Genomic DNA, 12865 nt, shown 5'->3' with positions numbered 1-12865 from the left:
TCCGGTCCGGCCCATGGCCCTAGGCGACCCGCCGCCCGTTCAGCCAGCTAAGCACCTTGCGCGCCAACTCGCGCCGCTTGGGCAGGTGCTTGCGCCAGGCGTCGCTATCCGCAGGCAGCACGATGCGCTGCACATCGGCAGGCGTGGCGTGCTGACCTTCGGGCAGCCCCTCGGGCACCCAGGGCAGGAACCATTCGGTCTTCGGCCAGACATAGCTGTCGAAAAAGGTCCAGCACTGCGTCCGCTTGTAGATCTGGGCGATCCCCTGCGCGAAGTCCTGGTCAATCGGCAGCGCCCTGGTCGGCTTGCCGCAATACTTCAGGTTCCGCAGCATCAGCGCCTCGGACTTCGGTCCCACATAGGCCGGTATCCAAAGCCGGAACCCCATCTCTGCCGCCAGGCTCGCCACCACGCGGAACAGCTGCACATGTTCCTCGTGGCCGTATTCGCCCCAGGGGCCATGCGCGATCACGTTCCGGATGCCTGCCAGCCGGGGGCGCAGGGCCTCCCGCTGCTTGTCGAACTGCGCGCGGTACTGATTGGGGTTGAAGTTGTCCAGGATCGCCAGCGCCGGATGCGGATAAAGCCCGTACTCGGTCTCGCGCACCTCGGGCCACGAGGCGCTGTCGAACACGCCGCTTTCGGGAATCTGCACCCAGTCCAGCGTTTTCAACGGAAACTCCGCCATCGCCGCGCGGCGCCCGGCGCTGATGATATCCGCCCCCGGCCATTCGCCATAGACCAGGATGATCTTCTCGGCCGCCTTCAGCGCCGAACCGGCCCACAGCACCTCGTCATCGGGATGCGCCATCACGATGGCGAGCCCCTCCAGGATGTCGTCTCCGGTCATCTTGGGGCGACCTTTTCGTTGCTGCGGGCGTAGATGTCCTCATACCGGATGATGTCATCCTCACCCAGATAGGCCCCGGTCTGCACCTCGATCAGCACCACCGGCACCTTGCCCGGGTTCGCCAGCCGGTGGATCGCGCCCAGGGGCACATAGACCGACTGGTTCTCGCTCAGCAACTTCACCTCTTCGCCCACAGTGACTTGGGCCGTCCCGCTGACCACGATCCAGTGTTCCGCGCGGTGGATATGGCTTTGCAGGGACAGGGCCGCGCCGGGCTTGACCACGATCCGCTTGACCTGGAACCGGTCGGCGAGCGCCAGCGTCTCGAACCAGCCCCAGGGCCGGTGGTCGCGCGGAAAGACCTCGGCCTGCCGCACCGACCGCGCCTTCAGCTGCGCGACCGCCGTCTTCACGTCCTGCGCCCGCGCACGGTCGGCGACCAGCACCGCATCCGGCATCGCCACGACGACCAGGTCCTTCAACCCGATCCCCACCACATGCTGCGCTTCGCCTTCCGACCGCAGGATGCTGCCCTCGCAGTCGATCGCCGTCACCGCCCCTTGCGTGACCGCGCCGCCCGAGGCACCGCCATTCTCTCGCCAGACCGCGTTCCAGTCGCCAAGGTCCGACCAGGCCGCGCCAAGGGGCACGACCTCGATGTTCCCGGCCTTCTCCATCACCGCATAGTCGACCGAGATGTCGCGCACCCCCGCCCAAGGCGCCTCGGCCAGCCGCAGGAAATCCAGGTCCTTGCGCGCCTCGGCCACAGCTTCCGTCACCGGGCCCACCAGATCGGCCGCATGCGCCTTGAACGCCGCGATCAGCGCCTTGGCCTGGAACAGGAAGATGCCCGCATTCCACAGATACCGCCCTTCGGCCAGCATGGCCTCGGCCTTCTCCAGCGGCGGCTTTTCCACGAACCGCGCGACCTTCTGCGCCTGCCCCTCAACCGGGGCCGCGCCAAGCTCGATCCAGCCGTACCCCGTCTCGGGCCGGTCAGGCCTTATGCCGAAGGTCACCAGCTGCCCTGCCTCGGCCCGCGGCACCCCCGCCGCCACTGCCGCGCGGAAGGCGTCGACGTCCGGGATGCTGTGATCGGTGGGCATCACCAGGAGCAGGGCCTCCGGATGCGCCTCAGCGACATGCACCGCCGCCGCCAGGATCGCCGGCCCCGTGTTCTTCGCCTCAGGCTCGATCATGATCGCCGCCGGGCGAATGCCCTCGGCCGCCAGCTGCTCGGCCACGATGAAGCGGAAATCCGAATTCGTCAGCACCAGCGGCGCACCAACCCCCGCCGCCCCCTGCATCCGCCCCGCAGCCGCCTGGAACAGCGTCCCCTGCCCGGCCAGCGGCACGAACTGCTTGGGAAAGCTCTTGCGCGACACGGGCCAAAGGCGGGTCCCCGACCCACCGCACAGAAGAACCGGAAAAATCTCAGGCATGCCTGAACGAACTCCAACCTATAGAGCGGCCCCTCAACGAAGCCGCCGCGAATGTCTTGCTGCCAGTCTTGGCTATATTAAGCCCAGAATCGGGCAAAGGGGATCGCATTCGCAAGCGGAACGCAACCCGTCTACCTACCCGCCCTGCAACCCGCCAAGGGATTGCGACCACAGGAAGAAGCCCCCTCGCCGGTTTCCCCTGCAAGTTGGGCCGCGCAGGTCACCCACACACTATATATATAGGCGCGCTACAGCGAACTGCCCTGTGGCACCGCTGCGCCGCCGTGTCGCCCGCAGTTTTCCCCTGCGCCCGGACACCTTTCCCTCTCGCCCCCCGCGCCCTATAAGGCCGCCAAAGCAGGAGAGCCGCCATGCGCCAGGCCACCGTCGCCCGCAAGACCGCCGAGACCGAGATCACGGTCACCGTCAACCTCGACGGAACCGGCACGCATGACTGCCAGACCGGCGTCGGCTTCTTCGACCACATGCTTGACCAGCTCGCACGCCACAGCCTGATCGACCTCACCGTCCGCGCGAAAGGCGACCTCCACATCGACGACCACCACACCGTGGAAGACGTTGGCATCGCGCTTGGCCAGGCGCTGACCAAGGCGCTAGGCGACAAGCGCGGCATCCGCCGCTACGGCCACTTCCGCCTTGCCATGGACGACGCCCAGATCGCCACCGCGCTCGACCTCTCGGCGCGGCCCTACCTGATCTGGACCGTCGATTTCCCCACCGGGAAAATCGGCACCTTCGACACGGAACTCGTCCGCGAATTCTTCCAGGCGCTCTCCACCCACGGCGGCATCACGCTGCACGTGGACAAGCTGCACGGGCTGAACAGCCACCACATCGCCGAGGCGACGTTCAAGTCCGTCGCCCGCGCCCTGCGCCAGGCTGTGGAAGCGGACCCCCGCCTTGGCGACGCGCTTCCCTCGACCAAGGGCGCGCTCTGATGCCCAGACTCCGATTTTTCGCCGAAAAATCGTGCCCCGGCGCGCCATGCTGACCGCCCTCGTCGACTACGATTCGGGCAACCTCCATTCCGCCGAGAAAGCCTTCCAGCGCATGGCGGCGGAGGTCAGCGGCGGTGACATCCTCGTCACCTCTAAGCCAGAGGACGTGGCCCGCGCCGACCGCATCGTGCTGCCCGGCGACGGCGCCTTCCCGGCCTGCCGTCAGGCCCTCGGCTCCTACGGCGGCCTCTTCGACGCCATTGAAGACGCCGTGATCCACAAAGGCCGTCCCTTCCTCGGCATCTGCGTCGGCATGCAGATGCTGGCCAGCCGCGGCCACGAATACCGCGAAACGGCGGGCTTCGGCTGGATCCCCGGTGATGTCGTGAAGATCGAGCCCACCGACCGGTCCCTGAAAGTCCCGCACATGGGCTGGAACGACCTGATCGTGGAACGCCCGCACCCGGTGCTAGACGGCATCACCACTGGCGACCACGCCTATTTCGTCCACTCCTACCACTTCCGGGTCACCGACCCCGCGCACCGGCTGGCCTTCTGCGACTACGGCGGCGACATCACCGCCATTGTCGGCCGCGACAACATCCTCGGCACTCAATTCCACCCAGAGAAAAGCCAGGCCGCAGGCCTCCGCCTGATCGGCAACTTCCTGCGCTGGCGGCCCTAGAACCAAAGCCGGGGTTCGGCGAACTCCACCGAATTCCCGCCCGGATCGCGGACATAAAGCGACCGCGCGCCGTTCGGCCAGTCGAACTCCGCCTCGACCTCCACCCCGGCCTGCACCAGCCGCTCCCGCCAGGACGCAATCTCCTCCCGGCTGGCCGCAAAGCACACATGCCCTGCCCCCCGCGCACCATGGGTGGGCACCGGCAAAGCGGGGTTCGCCGACGGCACTTCGGTCGCCGCCGGGTCGAAGACCAGCAGCACCCCCGCTCCCACGCGAAAGAACACATGCCGCCCTTCGACCTTGCCGATCACCGGCAGGCCCAGCACACCTGCATAGAACGCCTCGGCCCCCGCAAGGTCGGCGACATAGACAGCGGCTTCAAGGATCGCCGAAGGTTTCATCCCCGCAGCCTGCGCCCCAGGACACCGAAGGTCAACGCTTCCGCAGTGTCAGCGCCAGGCCCCCCAGGATCAGCGCAAGGCCCACGAAATGCCGCGCCTCCAGCCGTTCCCCCAGCACCAGCCAGCCCAGGCCCGCCGCGCTGAACGGGATCAGGAAGGTGACCAGCGAAATCGCCACCGCCCCCGCCCGCGCCAAAATCCGGAAGAAGATCAGGTAAGCCACGGCCGAGGACAACACCGCCAGCGCCACCACCGCCAGGATAGGGGACCATCCGGGAAACGCCAGCGCCCAGGGCCGGTCCACCGCCAGCCAGATCGGCGTCAGGATCACCGCGCTACAGGTCAGCACCCCCGCCGCCGTCTGCAAGGGCGTCACCCCGGCCGCCTTGAACCGCCGCCCCCAGACCCCGGCCAGCCCATAAGACAGGGCCGCGCCCAGGCACGCGAGGATCGCGAAGAACTCGCCCCCCAGATCCTCGCCCACCATCATCACCACGACACCCGCGAAGCCCAGGCCCACCCCCGCCGCCTTCATCGGCGTCAGCCGCTCGTCCCGGGTCGCCAGATGCGCCACCAGCACGGTGAAAAGCGGCGTCGTCGCGTTCAGCACCGATGCCAGCGCCCCGGTGATCTGCCCCTGCGCCAGGACGAACAGTGTGAACGGCACCAGGTTGTTCATCACCCCCATCACCGCCAGCGCCGGCCAAACCCCGCGCCCCGGCATCCCCTGCCCCGAGGCCTTGACCACCAGCACCAGCACCAAAGCCGCCAGCGCCACCCGGCCCCAGACGATCGTCAGGACAGGCAATCCCGCCAAGGCCAGCTCGTTGAACAGAAAAGACCCTCCCCACAACAGGGAGAGGGTCCACAGAAGTATCCAGTCGATCGGTTTCATGCCGCCGTTCTGCCCGACGCATCAGGCAAAGGCGACCCGGAACCTGCTTACTTCACCCGCTTCCAGGTGCCGCCGTCGCGGCAGATGCCCAGGACGCAGCCCCGGACCTTCAGACTGTCGCCCGACAGCGTCATGTCGCCGTTGTAGGTCTTGTCCCGGTCCGGCGAATAGATCTGCCCGTCGTCATACAGGCCGTCCGGATAGGCCACCATGTCCCAGACGATCTGCCGCCCGATGTTCGGGCTGTCGGCCTCTTTTCCGTCCTTGTCGAAGGCCTTGACCAGCGTCCCGCAGAAGGCCGGGCCACAGGGCTTGATCTGGATGTGGCCAAAGTTGCCATTGTCATCCTTCCGGGTCTGCCAGACCCCCTCGATCGGATCGGCCCAAGCCGCGCCCGCCATGACCGCCAGCGCTGCAGCAATTGCGAAAACCTTCATCATGCGTCCTCCTCGCACTATCCCTGCGCCTGACTTTGCCGCAGCCGCCAAACCGATCAAGCGTGACGTCGGGTCGCGCGCCGCTCTTTTCATTCGCTCCGCCCCATGCCAAAGACCGCGCCACCAGCGACCAGGAGCCCGCAGATGATCCTCTACCCCGCCATCGACCTGAAGGACGGCCAGTGCGTCCGGCTTCTCCGCGGCGAGATGTCAGAGGCCACCGTCTTCGGCGACGACCCCGCCGCCCAGGCGCTGAAGTTCCAGGCCGCCGGGTGTGAATGGCTCCACCTCGTCGACCTGAACGGCGCGTTTGCAGGCCAGCCGGTCAATGCCGCCGCCGTTGAAGCCATCCTTACAGCCATCACCGTCCCCGCCCAGCTCGGCGGCGGCATCCGCGACATGGCCACCATTTCGATGTGGCTGGAGAAGGGCCTTTCCCGCGTCATCCTCGGCACCGCCGCCGTCGAAAACCCATCGCTGGTTCGTCAGGCCGCCAAAGCCTTCCCCGGAAAGGTCGCCGTCGGCATCGACGCCCGCAAGGGCCGCGTCGCGACCAAGGGCTGGGCGACCGAGACCGACGTCATGGCCACCGACCTCGCCCGGTCTTTCGAAGACGCCGGCGTGGCAGCCCTCATCTACACCGATATCGACCGCGACGGCGCGATGCAGGGCCCGAACATCGAGGCCACCGAAGCCCTCGCCCGCGCCGTCACCATCCCGGTGATCGCGTCAGGAGGCGTCAGCCGCATGGAAGACCTCATCGCCCTTCGCGACACCGGGGTCATCGCAGGCGCCATCTCTGGCCGCGCGCTCTACGATGGGGCCATCGACCTGACCGCCGCCTTGAAGGCGCTGGCGTCAGTCGCCTGACACCCAACCAAGTCAAAGGGCGCACCGCCTGGGCTAAAGCGTCTTCGGCTCCGCGAAGCTCACGCGCAACTCCTTGATCCGACGGATGAAGGTTTCAAGATTGGCGGCCGTCGAACTGTGGATGTCGTGGTTCAACACGACCGAACTCGTCCGCGCCTTCACCTGCTCGAACCCGTGTTCCACCCAGCGGTCGGGCTGGAAGGCCTTGCTCCAGTCCACTGTATCCACATTCCACAGGATCGTCCGGTAGCCAAGCTCGGCCACCACGGCATCGACCTTGGCATTGTGCGCGCCATAGGGCGGGCGAAACAGCTTGCGATCACCCATCGCCGCCGCGATGCGCTTTTCGGTCAACTGCAACTCTTCGCGGATCTTCGCGCTGGTCAGCGTCGTCAGGTTCGGGTGGCGATAGGTGTGGTTTGCGACTCCGTGCCCTTCTTCCTGCATCCGCTCGATGATCTTGGGATAGAAGGCCGCGTTCTTTCCGATCACGAAAAAGGTCGCGCGGATGTCATGCCGCGCCAGGATGTCCAGGACCTTCGGCGTCCTCGTAAGATGCGGCCCGTCGTCGAAGGTCAGCCAGACGGTCCGGCTTCCGGCAGCGGAATAGCGCGGAGTAAGCGGGCGATCCTCACGGGATTCACTGGTTGCCGGCATGGCCTTGCCCCCTATGACTGGTCTGACCCGTCGGGTGGTCCGCGCTAACCCTACTCCTTTTTTGGCCTTGCCGCTACCGCAGGGCTGGCTGACAGGCGGTCAGGCTGCCGGACCCCAGGAAGGAGCGGTGCCGTCACCGACGCGCCGCCTGCCAGACCAGCCGCCCCAGCCAGATCACCGACCCCAGGATCGACAGCCCCGCCACGATCCAGTTCGCGCCCAGCGTCCCCCAGCCCTGCGCCCAAGCCAACGGGGCCAGCGCTACCACCACAACTGGCGCGATCAGGAACAGGACGTGCCACCAGACCGGCACCGGCTCGCCCAGGCTGACGGGCCGTGACCGGTCCCCCAGCCGCCACATCACCCACAGGATCAGCCCCAGGATCAGCGGCAGCACCACCCGCATCGGGTTCGGATCGGCGACGGATTGCAGGACCCAGATCACCGCCGCAATCGCAGGCGCGATCCACAACACCCAGCTCGACGGACGCGGCAGGGTCCCCATTCGGTCCATCACCTCATGCGCCACGACCACCACCAGCCCACAGGCCACCAGATAGACCGCCAGCGCCGGGGTCGCGCCCAGGTCCGAGCGCTCGGACACCCAGTATTGCGCCCAGAAGGCCCCGAACAGGCCATAGGCCCCCCAGATCAGCGCCAACCGCCAAGGCCCAAGCCGCGCCCCGGCACGCCCCAGACCCAAGGCCACCCCGCCGGTGATCAGCGCGTGCCAGGCGAGCGGCGTCCAAACCAGGTAGAAGAGCGGCGGGACCGGCTGATAGATCGTCCCAACGATCACCCCTTCCGACATGTAGCCGACGATCGCCGCCCCCAGGAACACCGCAGGCCAGCCGCCCACCCCGGCCCAGATCACCGCCGACAAGGCCACAGCCGAGGCGATGCTGTAAGCCACCACCGTCAGCCCCCATTGCAGCGCCGTCAGGTCGGCCGAGGGCATCGACCAGAACAGGTTCTCCGACCCCCAGACGGTCAGCCCGCCAAGACAGAGGGAAAGCCCCAGATACCGCAGCGCTTCCATGATCTGCCCGTATGTAAACATACTTAACATACGGGCACACCAGGCGCCCGGTCAATCCCCGCGCTCAGCGCCACCAGAAAGCGCCTCCCCTCCCCCTCCGTGGGGAGGGGATGGGGGCGGGGGGGACCGCTCGGAACTAGGCCGCACCGTCATCAAAAAGGAACCCAAACGGGTCTCGGCGACGCAACGCTCCTCGTTCGACTTCGTCTCCTCGTCGCAAGTCCCCTCTGCCGCAGCGAGGAGGGACGAAGTCCACCGACGAGCGGTCCCTGCGACCACACGCCCCATGTCGCTTTGCCCCGCACAGGCGCACCCTCCCACCATGGTCCGCACCGACACCCTCCCCCGCGCCTCCTCGCTCTGGGCCCTGCATCAGCCCGGAGACTTCCTCGACTGCTACTCGGTCGCCTCCACCCTCTCCCCGCGGGAAGCCGCCACCCGGGGCCTCGCGCTCCCCGGCTGGGCCGACGCCCTCCTGCGCTTGCGCAACACTCTGGTCCGGCCCTTCGGCCTCAAGACCGGCACCGCCGAAGGCCCGATCTTCCCGACCTGCCTTGAGACCGAAGACGAACTGATCCTCGGCACCGACGACAAGCACCTGAACTTCCGCATCGGTGTCATCCGGCAGGACGGGCGGCTCTACATGTCGACCTGGGTCCATCCGCACAATCTCTGGGGCCGCGCCTATTTGCGGCTTGTTTTGCCCTTCCACATCCTGATCTCGCGCGGGGCGGTGGCGCGCATGGCCACGGCCCGTTAACCACCCGGTTAACAAACCCTTTCCGTCCACGCGCAAGACACTGATTCCAAAACTGAATCCGGAAATGTCCACCGTGGACAGTCCCCCCTTTCAAACCCGCTTGCTTTTCCGCCCCTCCCGCGCCATTCCTCCCCCATGCTCAAGACCCGCATCATCCCCTGCCTCGACGTGGCCGATGGCCGCGTGGTGAAGGGCGTCAACTTCGTCGACCTGATCGACGCGGGCGACCCGGTGGAAGCCGCGAAAGCCTACGATGCCGCCGGCGCGGACGAGCTCTGCTTCCTCGACATCATGGCGACCGAGGACAACCGGTCGACCATGTACGACCTCGTGACCCGCACCGCCGAACAGTGCTTCATGCCCCTCACCGTCGGCGGCGGCGTGCGGACGCCCGAGGACGTGCGGAAGCTCCTCCTCGCCGGGGCCGACAAGGTCAGCTTCAACTCCGCCGCCGTCGCAAGGCCGGACGTGGTGGCCGAAGCCGCCGACCGGTTCGGCAGCCAGTGCATCGTGGTGGCCATCGACGCCAAGACCACCGCCCCCGGAAAATGGGAGATCTTCACCCACGGCGGCCGCCGCGCGACCGGAATCGACGCCGTCGACTTCGCCCGCACGGTCGCCGCGAAGGGCGCCGGGGAGATCCTCCTGACCAGCATGGACCGCGACGGCACCCGAGCGGGGTTCAACCTCCCCCTCACCCGCGCCATCGCCGACGCCGTCGACATTCCCGTGATCGCCAGCGGAGGTGTCGGCACCCTTGACCACCTCGTCGAAGGCATCACCGAGGGCCACGCCTCCGCCGTCCTCGCCGCCTCGATCTTCCACTTCGGCACCTTCACCATCGGCCAGGCCAAGGCCCACATGGCCGCCGCCGGCATCCCCGTGAGGCTGTCATGAGCCTGGAAAAACTCGCCGCCACCATTGCCGCCCGCAAGGGGGCCGACCCGGAAACCTCCTGGACCGCGAAGCTCCTGTCCAAGGGGCCGGAGAAATGCGCCGAGAAATTCGGGGAAGAGGCCATCGAGGCGATCATCGAAGCGGTCAAGGGCGACCGCGCGCGGTTAGCGTCCGAGGCGGCGGATGTGCTTTACCACTTGCTGGTGATGCTTGCCGCCCGCGACGTGGCGCTGGACGATGTGCTGGCCGAACTGGAACGCCGCGAAGGCACTTCGGGCATCGCGGAAAAGGCCGGGCGCTGACCCATCCATCCCGAGCTACCACGGCCCCCAACCCAGGGCGAACTTCTGCGTTGACAAATCAATCACCAAACGGCTATGAGTAAATCATAACCCAACGGTGATCGCTTTGACCCCACAGGATACGCTTTTCCACGCCCTTTCCGACCCGACCCGCCGGGGACTTCTTGAGCAGCTCATGCGCGGCGGTGAGGCGAATGTCGTTCGGCTGACCAGGGATGCAGGGGTGTCCCAACCTGCCGTCTCGAAGCACCTCGCCATCCTGAAACATGCCGGACTTGTCACCGGGAGGGCAGAAGGACGCGAGGTCCGTTACCGGGCGGAACCCCGGGCGTTGGCGCCGCTTTTCGACTGGATGACCTTCTACCGCGCCTTCTGGGATGACCGGATTGCCGCGCTGGAAGACACGCTGAAACGGATGGACCAATGACCGAAAGCATCGTGATCGAGAAGGACCTGCCCCATCCCATAGCCAAGGTGTGGCGCGCGCTGACCGAGGGTCCGCTTCTGGCAGACTGGCTGATGGCCAACGACTTCCGGGCCGAGGTCGGGCACCGCTTCACTTTCCGCCACCCGCCGATGCCGCACTGGAATGGCGTCACCGATTGCGAAGTGACGCTGGTCGAGCCGATGGAGCGTCTTGCCTACCACTGGAACTCCTCGGGGGCCGAGGCCGCAACCGGCGTCCGAACCACGGTGACCTGGACCCTTGCCGCCACGCCGCAAGGCACCCGCCTGACGATGGAACAATCCGGCTTCCGCCCCGACCAGACCAAGGCGCAAGGCGGGGCCGGCACCGGCTGGCGAAGGTTCCTGTCGAACCTCGAAACGCTTCTCGACCGCCTGTAACGAAAGGACCCCCGCCCATGACCCTGCACCACCTCGCGCGCCAAGGCCACCGCTGGCTCGGCATGCTCTTTACCTTGCTTTCACTGGTGCTTTGGCTCGCGCTCGGCCTTGGGCTTGCCGTGCCGCAGGCCCTCTACTTCCTGCCGCTCGCGCCGCTTGCCCTGATGATGGCGTCCGGGCTTTACCTTTTCTTCCGGCCGTACCTGACCCGGGCGGCCTAAAGCCCCAGGTGCGGGATCTCGATCGCCGGGCAACGGTTCATCACCACCCGCAGCCCGGCGTTCCGCGCACGAGACGCCGCAGCCTCATCCACCACGCCGATCTGCATCCAGACCACCTTGGCGCCGATCCGCACTGCCTCGTCGGCCACGGCGCCTGCTTCTTCGCTGCGACGGAAGATGTCGACCATGTCCACGGGCCCGGCATCCGCCAGCGTCGCCACCACCGTCTCGCCCAGCGCCGTCTCTCCGGCATGGCCGGGGTTGACCGGAATCACCCGATAACCCTTGCGCTTCAGGAACTCGGCCACCCGGTGGCTGGGGCGGTCGGGCTTCGGCGACCAGCCGACCAGGGCGATGGTCTTCACCGATGTCAGGATGTCACGGATGTCGGCATCGCTGGGCATGGAACCTCCTTGACGGCTGGGCGGGTCAAGAAAATGGCGCCCAAGGTGAACCTCGGGCGCCAAGTCGCGGAACGAGGGACAGTGAAGAGAGTACGGGGTTCCGGTCCCGTGCCTCTCCACTGTTATTTAGAAAGGTGAATGAGTGGTTAAAGACCTGTCGCAAAGACGTGAACTCTCACGCGCTCACGTCCGGGTCGCCGCATAGAGCGAAACGGCCGCCGCGTTCGACACGTTCAGGCTGCCGAACGCGCCCGCGAAGGGGATGCGCGCCAGTACGTCGCAGGTCTCGCGGGTCTTTTCGCGCAGGCCCGGACCCTCGGCGCCAAGGACCAGACCGATGGGCCGCCCGCCCACGCCAGCCACCGCGTCGGCCAGCGTCACCGTCGCCTCGCCGTCCAGCCCGATCAGGGTGAAACCCATCGCCTTCAGCTCTTCCATCGCCTCGGCCAGGTTGGTGACCTTAAGGTAAGGCTGCCGTTCCAGCGCGCCGCTGGCAGTCTTGGCCAAGGCCCCGGTTTCCGGCGCCGAGTGATGCTTGGGCGCGATCACCGCGCGGGCCCCGAACACCTCGGCCGACCGCAGGATCGCACCCACGTTGTGCGGATCGGTCACCCGGTCCAGCAGTACGACGAGGGGCAGCCCCTCGCCCGCCGCGCAGACATCGCCGAACCGGCCCCAGTTCAACGGCCGCACTTCGACCGCCGCGCCCTGATGGACCGAGCCCTCGTCGATCGGCGCGTCGAACCGGCGCGGTTCCACCACCTCCGGGGTCATCCCCGAAGCCGCAACCGCTGCCTCAAGCTTGTCGAGCGCGTTCTTCGTGACCACCAGCCGCAGCTTTTCCCGCCGCGGGTTCAAGAGCGCGTCGCGCACCGCGTGCAACCCGAACAGCCAGACGGTTTCCCGCGCCTCGCGCCGCTCGCCACGCTCTTTCTCGACCACCCAGGCCGGTTTCTTTCCGCCCGCCGCCATCTGCCCAACCCTTCGAAAAACCAGCCCGGACCTTTGCTTGCGCCTGCCCCCGGATGCAAGCCGAAAACTTGCCACACGGCCCGCCGACTGCCCTTGACGCCCTCGGCCCCCTTGAGTACACGACGCCGCAGTGGGCGATATGCTACAAGGTGTGGCAGCGGACTGTAACTCCGCCGAGGCGACTCATGCCTGGTTCGATTCCAGGATCGCCCACCATTCCCGGACCGA

General features: G+C 67.0%; 18 protein-coding genes and 1 tRNA gene. 10 read left to right on the top strand and 9 right to left on the bottom strand.

All coding sequences use genetic code 11. The features are described from left to right. Positions 1–19: 19 nt before the first annotated feature. Both AC2EAL_RS19380 and AC2EAL_RS19375 read right to left on the bottom strand, forming a co-directional pair. Positions 20–850 (bottom strand): hypothetical protein, encoded by an 831-nt coding sequence (locus AC2EAL_RS19380; RefSeq protein WP_484725879.1) that lies wholly within the window; start codon positions 848–850, stop codon positions 20–22. After that, positions 847–2292 carry a mannose-1-phosphate guanylyltransferase/mannose-6-phosphate isomerase gene (locus AC2EAL_RS19375; RefSeq protein WP_484725878.1) on the bottom strand — a complete coding sequence of 482 codons (1446 nt, stop codon included), beginning with the start codon at positions 2290–2292 and terminating at the stop codon, positions 847–849. The genes AC2EAL_RS19380 and AC2EAL_RS19375 overlap by 4 nt, the downstream gene beginning before the upstream one ends. Positions 2293–2663: 371 nt before the next feature. On the opposite strand from AC2EAL_RS19375, the gene hisB reads away from it, so the two are divergent. Continuing rightward, complete coding sequence (gene hisB, locus AC2EAL_RS19370; protein WP_484725877.1) at positions 2664–3251, top strand: imidazoleglycerol-phosphate dehydratase HisB; 588 nt, start codon at positions 2664–2666, stop codon at positions 3249–3251. A gap of 46 nt (positions 3252–3297) precedes the next feature. Next, positions 3298–3936, top strand: a complete 639-nt coding sequence (gene hisH, locus AC2EAL_RS19365; RefSeq protein ID WP_484725876.1) for an imidazole glycerol phosphate synthase subunit HisH — start codon at positions 3298–3300, stop codon at positions 3934–3936. Here the strand turns inward: hisH and AC2EAL_RS19360 are convergent. The 3 genes from AC2EAL_RS19360 to AC2EAL_RS19350 are packed head-to-tail and all read right to left on the bottom strand — an operon-like array spanning position 3933 to position 5672. Further along, positions 3933–4337: a VOC family protein gene (locus AC2EAL_RS19360; RefSeq protein ID WP_484725875.1), complete on the bottom strand. Its 405-nt coding sequence runs from the start codon at positions 4335–4337 to the stop codon at positions 3933–3935. The genes hisH and AC2EAL_RS19360 overlap by 4 nt on opposite strands. Positions 4338–4368: 31 nt before the next feature. Continuing rightward, the gene (locus AC2EAL_RS19355; RefSeq protein WP_484725874.1) at positions 4369–5232 is read right to left on the bottom strand and encodes a DMT family transporter; all 864 of its coding nucleotides are present in this window, start codon (positions 5230–5232) and stop codon (positions 4369–4371) included. A 47-nt stretch (positions 5233–5279) separates the two neighbouring features. Beyond that, positions 5280–5672: a DUF2147 domain-containing protein gene (locus tag AC2EAL_RS19350; RefSeq protein WP_484725873.1), complete on the bottom strand. Its 393-nt coding sequence runs from the start codon at positions 5670–5672 to the stop codon at positions 5280–5282. A gap of 141 nt (positions 5673–5813) precedes the next feature. Between AC2EAL_RS19350 and hisA the strand changes: the two genes are divergently transcribed. After that, positions 5814–6539, top strand: a complete 726-nt coding sequence (hisA, locus tag AC2EAL_RS19345) for a 1-(5-phosphoribosyl)-5-[(5-phosphoribosylamino)methylideneamino]imidazole-4-carboxamide isomerase (RefSeq protein WP_484725872.1) — start codon at positions 5814–5816, stop codon at positions 6537–6539. Between the two features lie 33 nt (positions 6540–6572). On the opposite strand, the gene AC2EAL_RS19340 is transcribed toward hisA, so the two are convergent. Continuing rightward, on the bottom strand, positions 6573–7196 hold the full coding sequence (locus AC2EAL_RS19340; RefSeq protein WP_484725871.1) for a polysaccharide deacetylase family protein: 624 nt from the start codon (positions 7194–7196) through the stop codon (positions 6573–6575). 133 nt (positions 7197–7329) lie between these two features. Continuing rightward, positions 7330–8235: a hypothetical protein gene (locus tag AC2EAL_RS19335; RefSeq protein ID WP_484725870.1), complete on the bottom strand. Its 906-nt coding sequence runs from the start codon at positions 8233–8235 to the stop codon at positions 7330–7332. Between the two features lie 322 nt (positions 8236–8557). On the opposite strand from AC2EAL_RS19335, the gene AC2EAL_RS19330 reads away from it, so the two are divergent. From AC2EAL_RS19330 to AC2EAL_RS19305, 6 genes are all read left to right on the top strand, one after another. Continuing rightward, positions 8558–8995 carry a DUF2867 domain-containing protein gene (locus AC2EAL_RS19330; RefSeq protein WP_484725869.1) on the top strand — a complete coding sequence of 146 codons (438 nt, stop codon included), beginning with the start codon at positions 8558–8560 and terminating at the stop codon, positions 8993–8995. A 135-nt stretch (positions 8996–9130) separates the two neighbouring features. Beyond that, a complete protein-coding gene (gene hisF, locus AC2EAL_RS19325) occupies positions 9131–9892 on the top strand; it encodes an imidazole glycerol phosphate synthase subunit HisF (RefSeq protein ID WP_484725868.1) in 762 nt (253 codons plus the stop codon). Beyond that, complete coding sequence (locus AC2EAL_RS19320; RefSeq protein WP_484725867.1) at positions 9889–10194, top strand: phosphoribosyl-ATP diphosphatase; 306 nt, start codon at positions 9889–9891, stop codon at positions 10192–10194. The genes hisF and AC2EAL_RS19320 overlap by 4 nt, the downstream gene beginning before the upstream one ends. A gap of 97 nt (positions 10195–10291) precedes the next feature. Then, complete coding sequence (locus AC2EAL_RS19315) at positions 10292–10621, top strand: ArsR/SmtB family transcription factor (protein WP_484725866.1); 330 nt, start codon at positions 10292–10294, stop codon at positions 10619–10621. Beyond that, complete coding sequence (locus AC2EAL_RS19310; protein ID WP_484725865.1) at positions 10618–11040, top strand: SRPBCC family protein; 423 nt, start codon at positions 10618–10620, stop codon at positions 11038–11040. The genes AC2EAL_RS19315 and AC2EAL_RS19310 overlap by 4 nt, the downstream gene beginning before the upstream one ends. 17 nt (positions 11041–11057) lie before the next feature. Beyond that, positions 11058–11261 (top strand): hypothetical protein, encoded by a 204-nt coding sequence (locus AC2EAL_RS19305; protein ID WP_484725864.1) that lies wholly within the window; start codon positions 11058–11060, stop codon positions 11259–11261. Here AC2EAL_RS19305 and AC2EAL_RS19300 read toward each other — a convergent pair. Together AC2EAL_RS19300 and rlmB are read right to left on the bottom strand one after the other, a co-directional pair. Next, positions 11258–11665: a CoA-binding protein gene (locus tag AC2EAL_RS19300; RefSeq protein ID WP_484725863.1), complete on the bottom strand. Its 408-nt coding sequence runs from the start codon at positions 11663–11665 to the stop codon at positions 11258–11260. The genes AC2EAL_RS19305 and AC2EAL_RS19300 overlap by 4 nt on opposite strands. A 183-nt stretch (positions 11666–11848) precedes the next feature. Further along, positions 11849–12637, bottom strand: coding sequence for a 23S rRNA (guanosine(2251)-2'-O)-methyltransferase RlmB (gene rlmB / locus AC2EAL_RS19295; RefSeq protein ID WP_484725862.1), 789 nt, complete (start codon positions 12635–12637; stop codon positions 11849–11851). Positions 12638–12769: 132 nt separating this feature from the next. On the opposite strand from rlmB, the gene AC2EAL_RS19290 reads away from it, so the two are divergent. Continuing rightward, positions 12770–12853, top strand: a tRNA-Tyr gene (locus AC2EAL_RS19290). The last annotated feature ends 12 nt before the right edge of the window (positions 12854–12865 follow it).

This window comes from Tabrizicola sp. T74 (assembly GCF_057219935.1).
Note: the sequence above shows the minus strand (reverse complement) of the source record. Positions and strands in the feature narration are given on the sequence as shown.

What these genes read in the sequence shown, in the direction of transcription:
- AC2EAL_RS19380 (WP_484725879.1), bottom strand. Translation starts at nt 850, where the DNA reads ATGACCGGAGACGACATCCTGGAGGGGCTCGCCATCGTGATGGCGCAT.
- AC2EAL_RS19375 (WP_484725878.1), bottom strand. Translation starts at nt 2,292, where the DNA reads ATGCCTGAGATTTTTCCGGTTCTTCTGTGCGGTGGGTCGGGGACCCGC.
- hisB (WP_484725877.1), top strand. Translation starts at nt 2,664, where the DNA reads ATGCGCCAGGCCACCGTCGCCCGCAAGACCGCCGAGACCGAGATCACG.
- hisH (WP_484725876.1), top strand. Translation starts at nt 3,298, where the DNA reads ATGCTGACCGCCCTCGTCGACTACGATTCGGGCAACCTCCATTCCGCC.
- AC2EAL_RS19360 (WP_484725875.1), bottom strand. Translation starts at nt 4,337, where the DNA reads ATGAAACCTTCGGCGATCCTTGAAGCCGCTGTCTATGTCGCCGACCTT.
- AC2EAL_RS19355 (WP_484725874.1), bottom strand. Translation starts at nt 5,232, where the DNA reads ATGAAACCGATCGACTGGATACTTCTGTGGACCCTCTCCCTGTTGTGG.
- AC2EAL_RS19350 (WP_484725873.1), bottom strand. Translation starts at nt 5,672, where the DNA reads ATGATGAAGGTTTTCGCAATTGCTGCAGCGCTGGCGGTCATGGCGGGC.
- hisA (WP_484725872.1), top strand. Translation starts at nt 5,814, where the DNA reads ATGATCCTCTACCCCGCCATCGACCTGAAGGACGGCCAGTGCGTCCGG.
- AC2EAL_RS19340 (WP_484725871.1), bottom strand. Translation starts at nt 7,196, where the DNA reads ATGCCGGCAACCAGTGAATCCCGTGAGGATCGCCCGCTTACTCCGCGC.
- AC2EAL_RS19335 (WP_484725870.1), bottom strand. Translation starts at nt 8,235, where the DNA reads ATGGAAGCGCTGCGGTATCTGGGGCTTTCCCTCTGTCTTGGCGGGCTG.
- AC2EAL_RS19330 (WP_484725869.1), top strand. Translation starts at nt 8,558, where the DNA reads ATGGTCCGCACCGACACCCTCCCCCGCGCCTCCTCGCTCTGGGCCCTG.
- hisF (WP_484725868.1), top strand. Translation starts at nt 9,131, where the DNA reads ATGCTCAAGACCCGCATCATCCCCTGCCTCGACGTGGCCGATGGCCGC.
- AC2EAL_RS19320 (WP_484725867.1), top strand. Translation starts at nt 9,889, where the DNA reads ATGAGCCTGGAAAAACTCGCCGCCACCATTGCCGCCCGCAAGGGGGCC.
- AC2EAL_RS19310 (WP_484725865.1), top strand. Translation starts at nt 10,618, where the DNA reads ATGACCGAAAGCATCGTGATCGAGAAGGACCTGCCCCATCCCATAGCC.
- AC2EAL_RS19305 (WP_484725864.1), top strand. Translation starts at nt 11,058, where the DNA reads ATGACCCTGCACCACCTCGCGCGCCAAGGCCACCGCTGGCTCGGCATG.
- AC2EAL_RS19300 (WP_484725863.1), bottom strand. Translation starts at nt 11,665, where the DNA reads ATGCCCAGCGATGCCGACATCCGTGACATCCTGACATCGGTGAAGACC.
- rlmB (WP_484725862.1), bottom strand. Translation starts at nt 12,637, where the DNA reads ATGGCGGCGGGCGGAAAGAAACCGGCCTGGGTGGTCGAGAAAGAGCGT.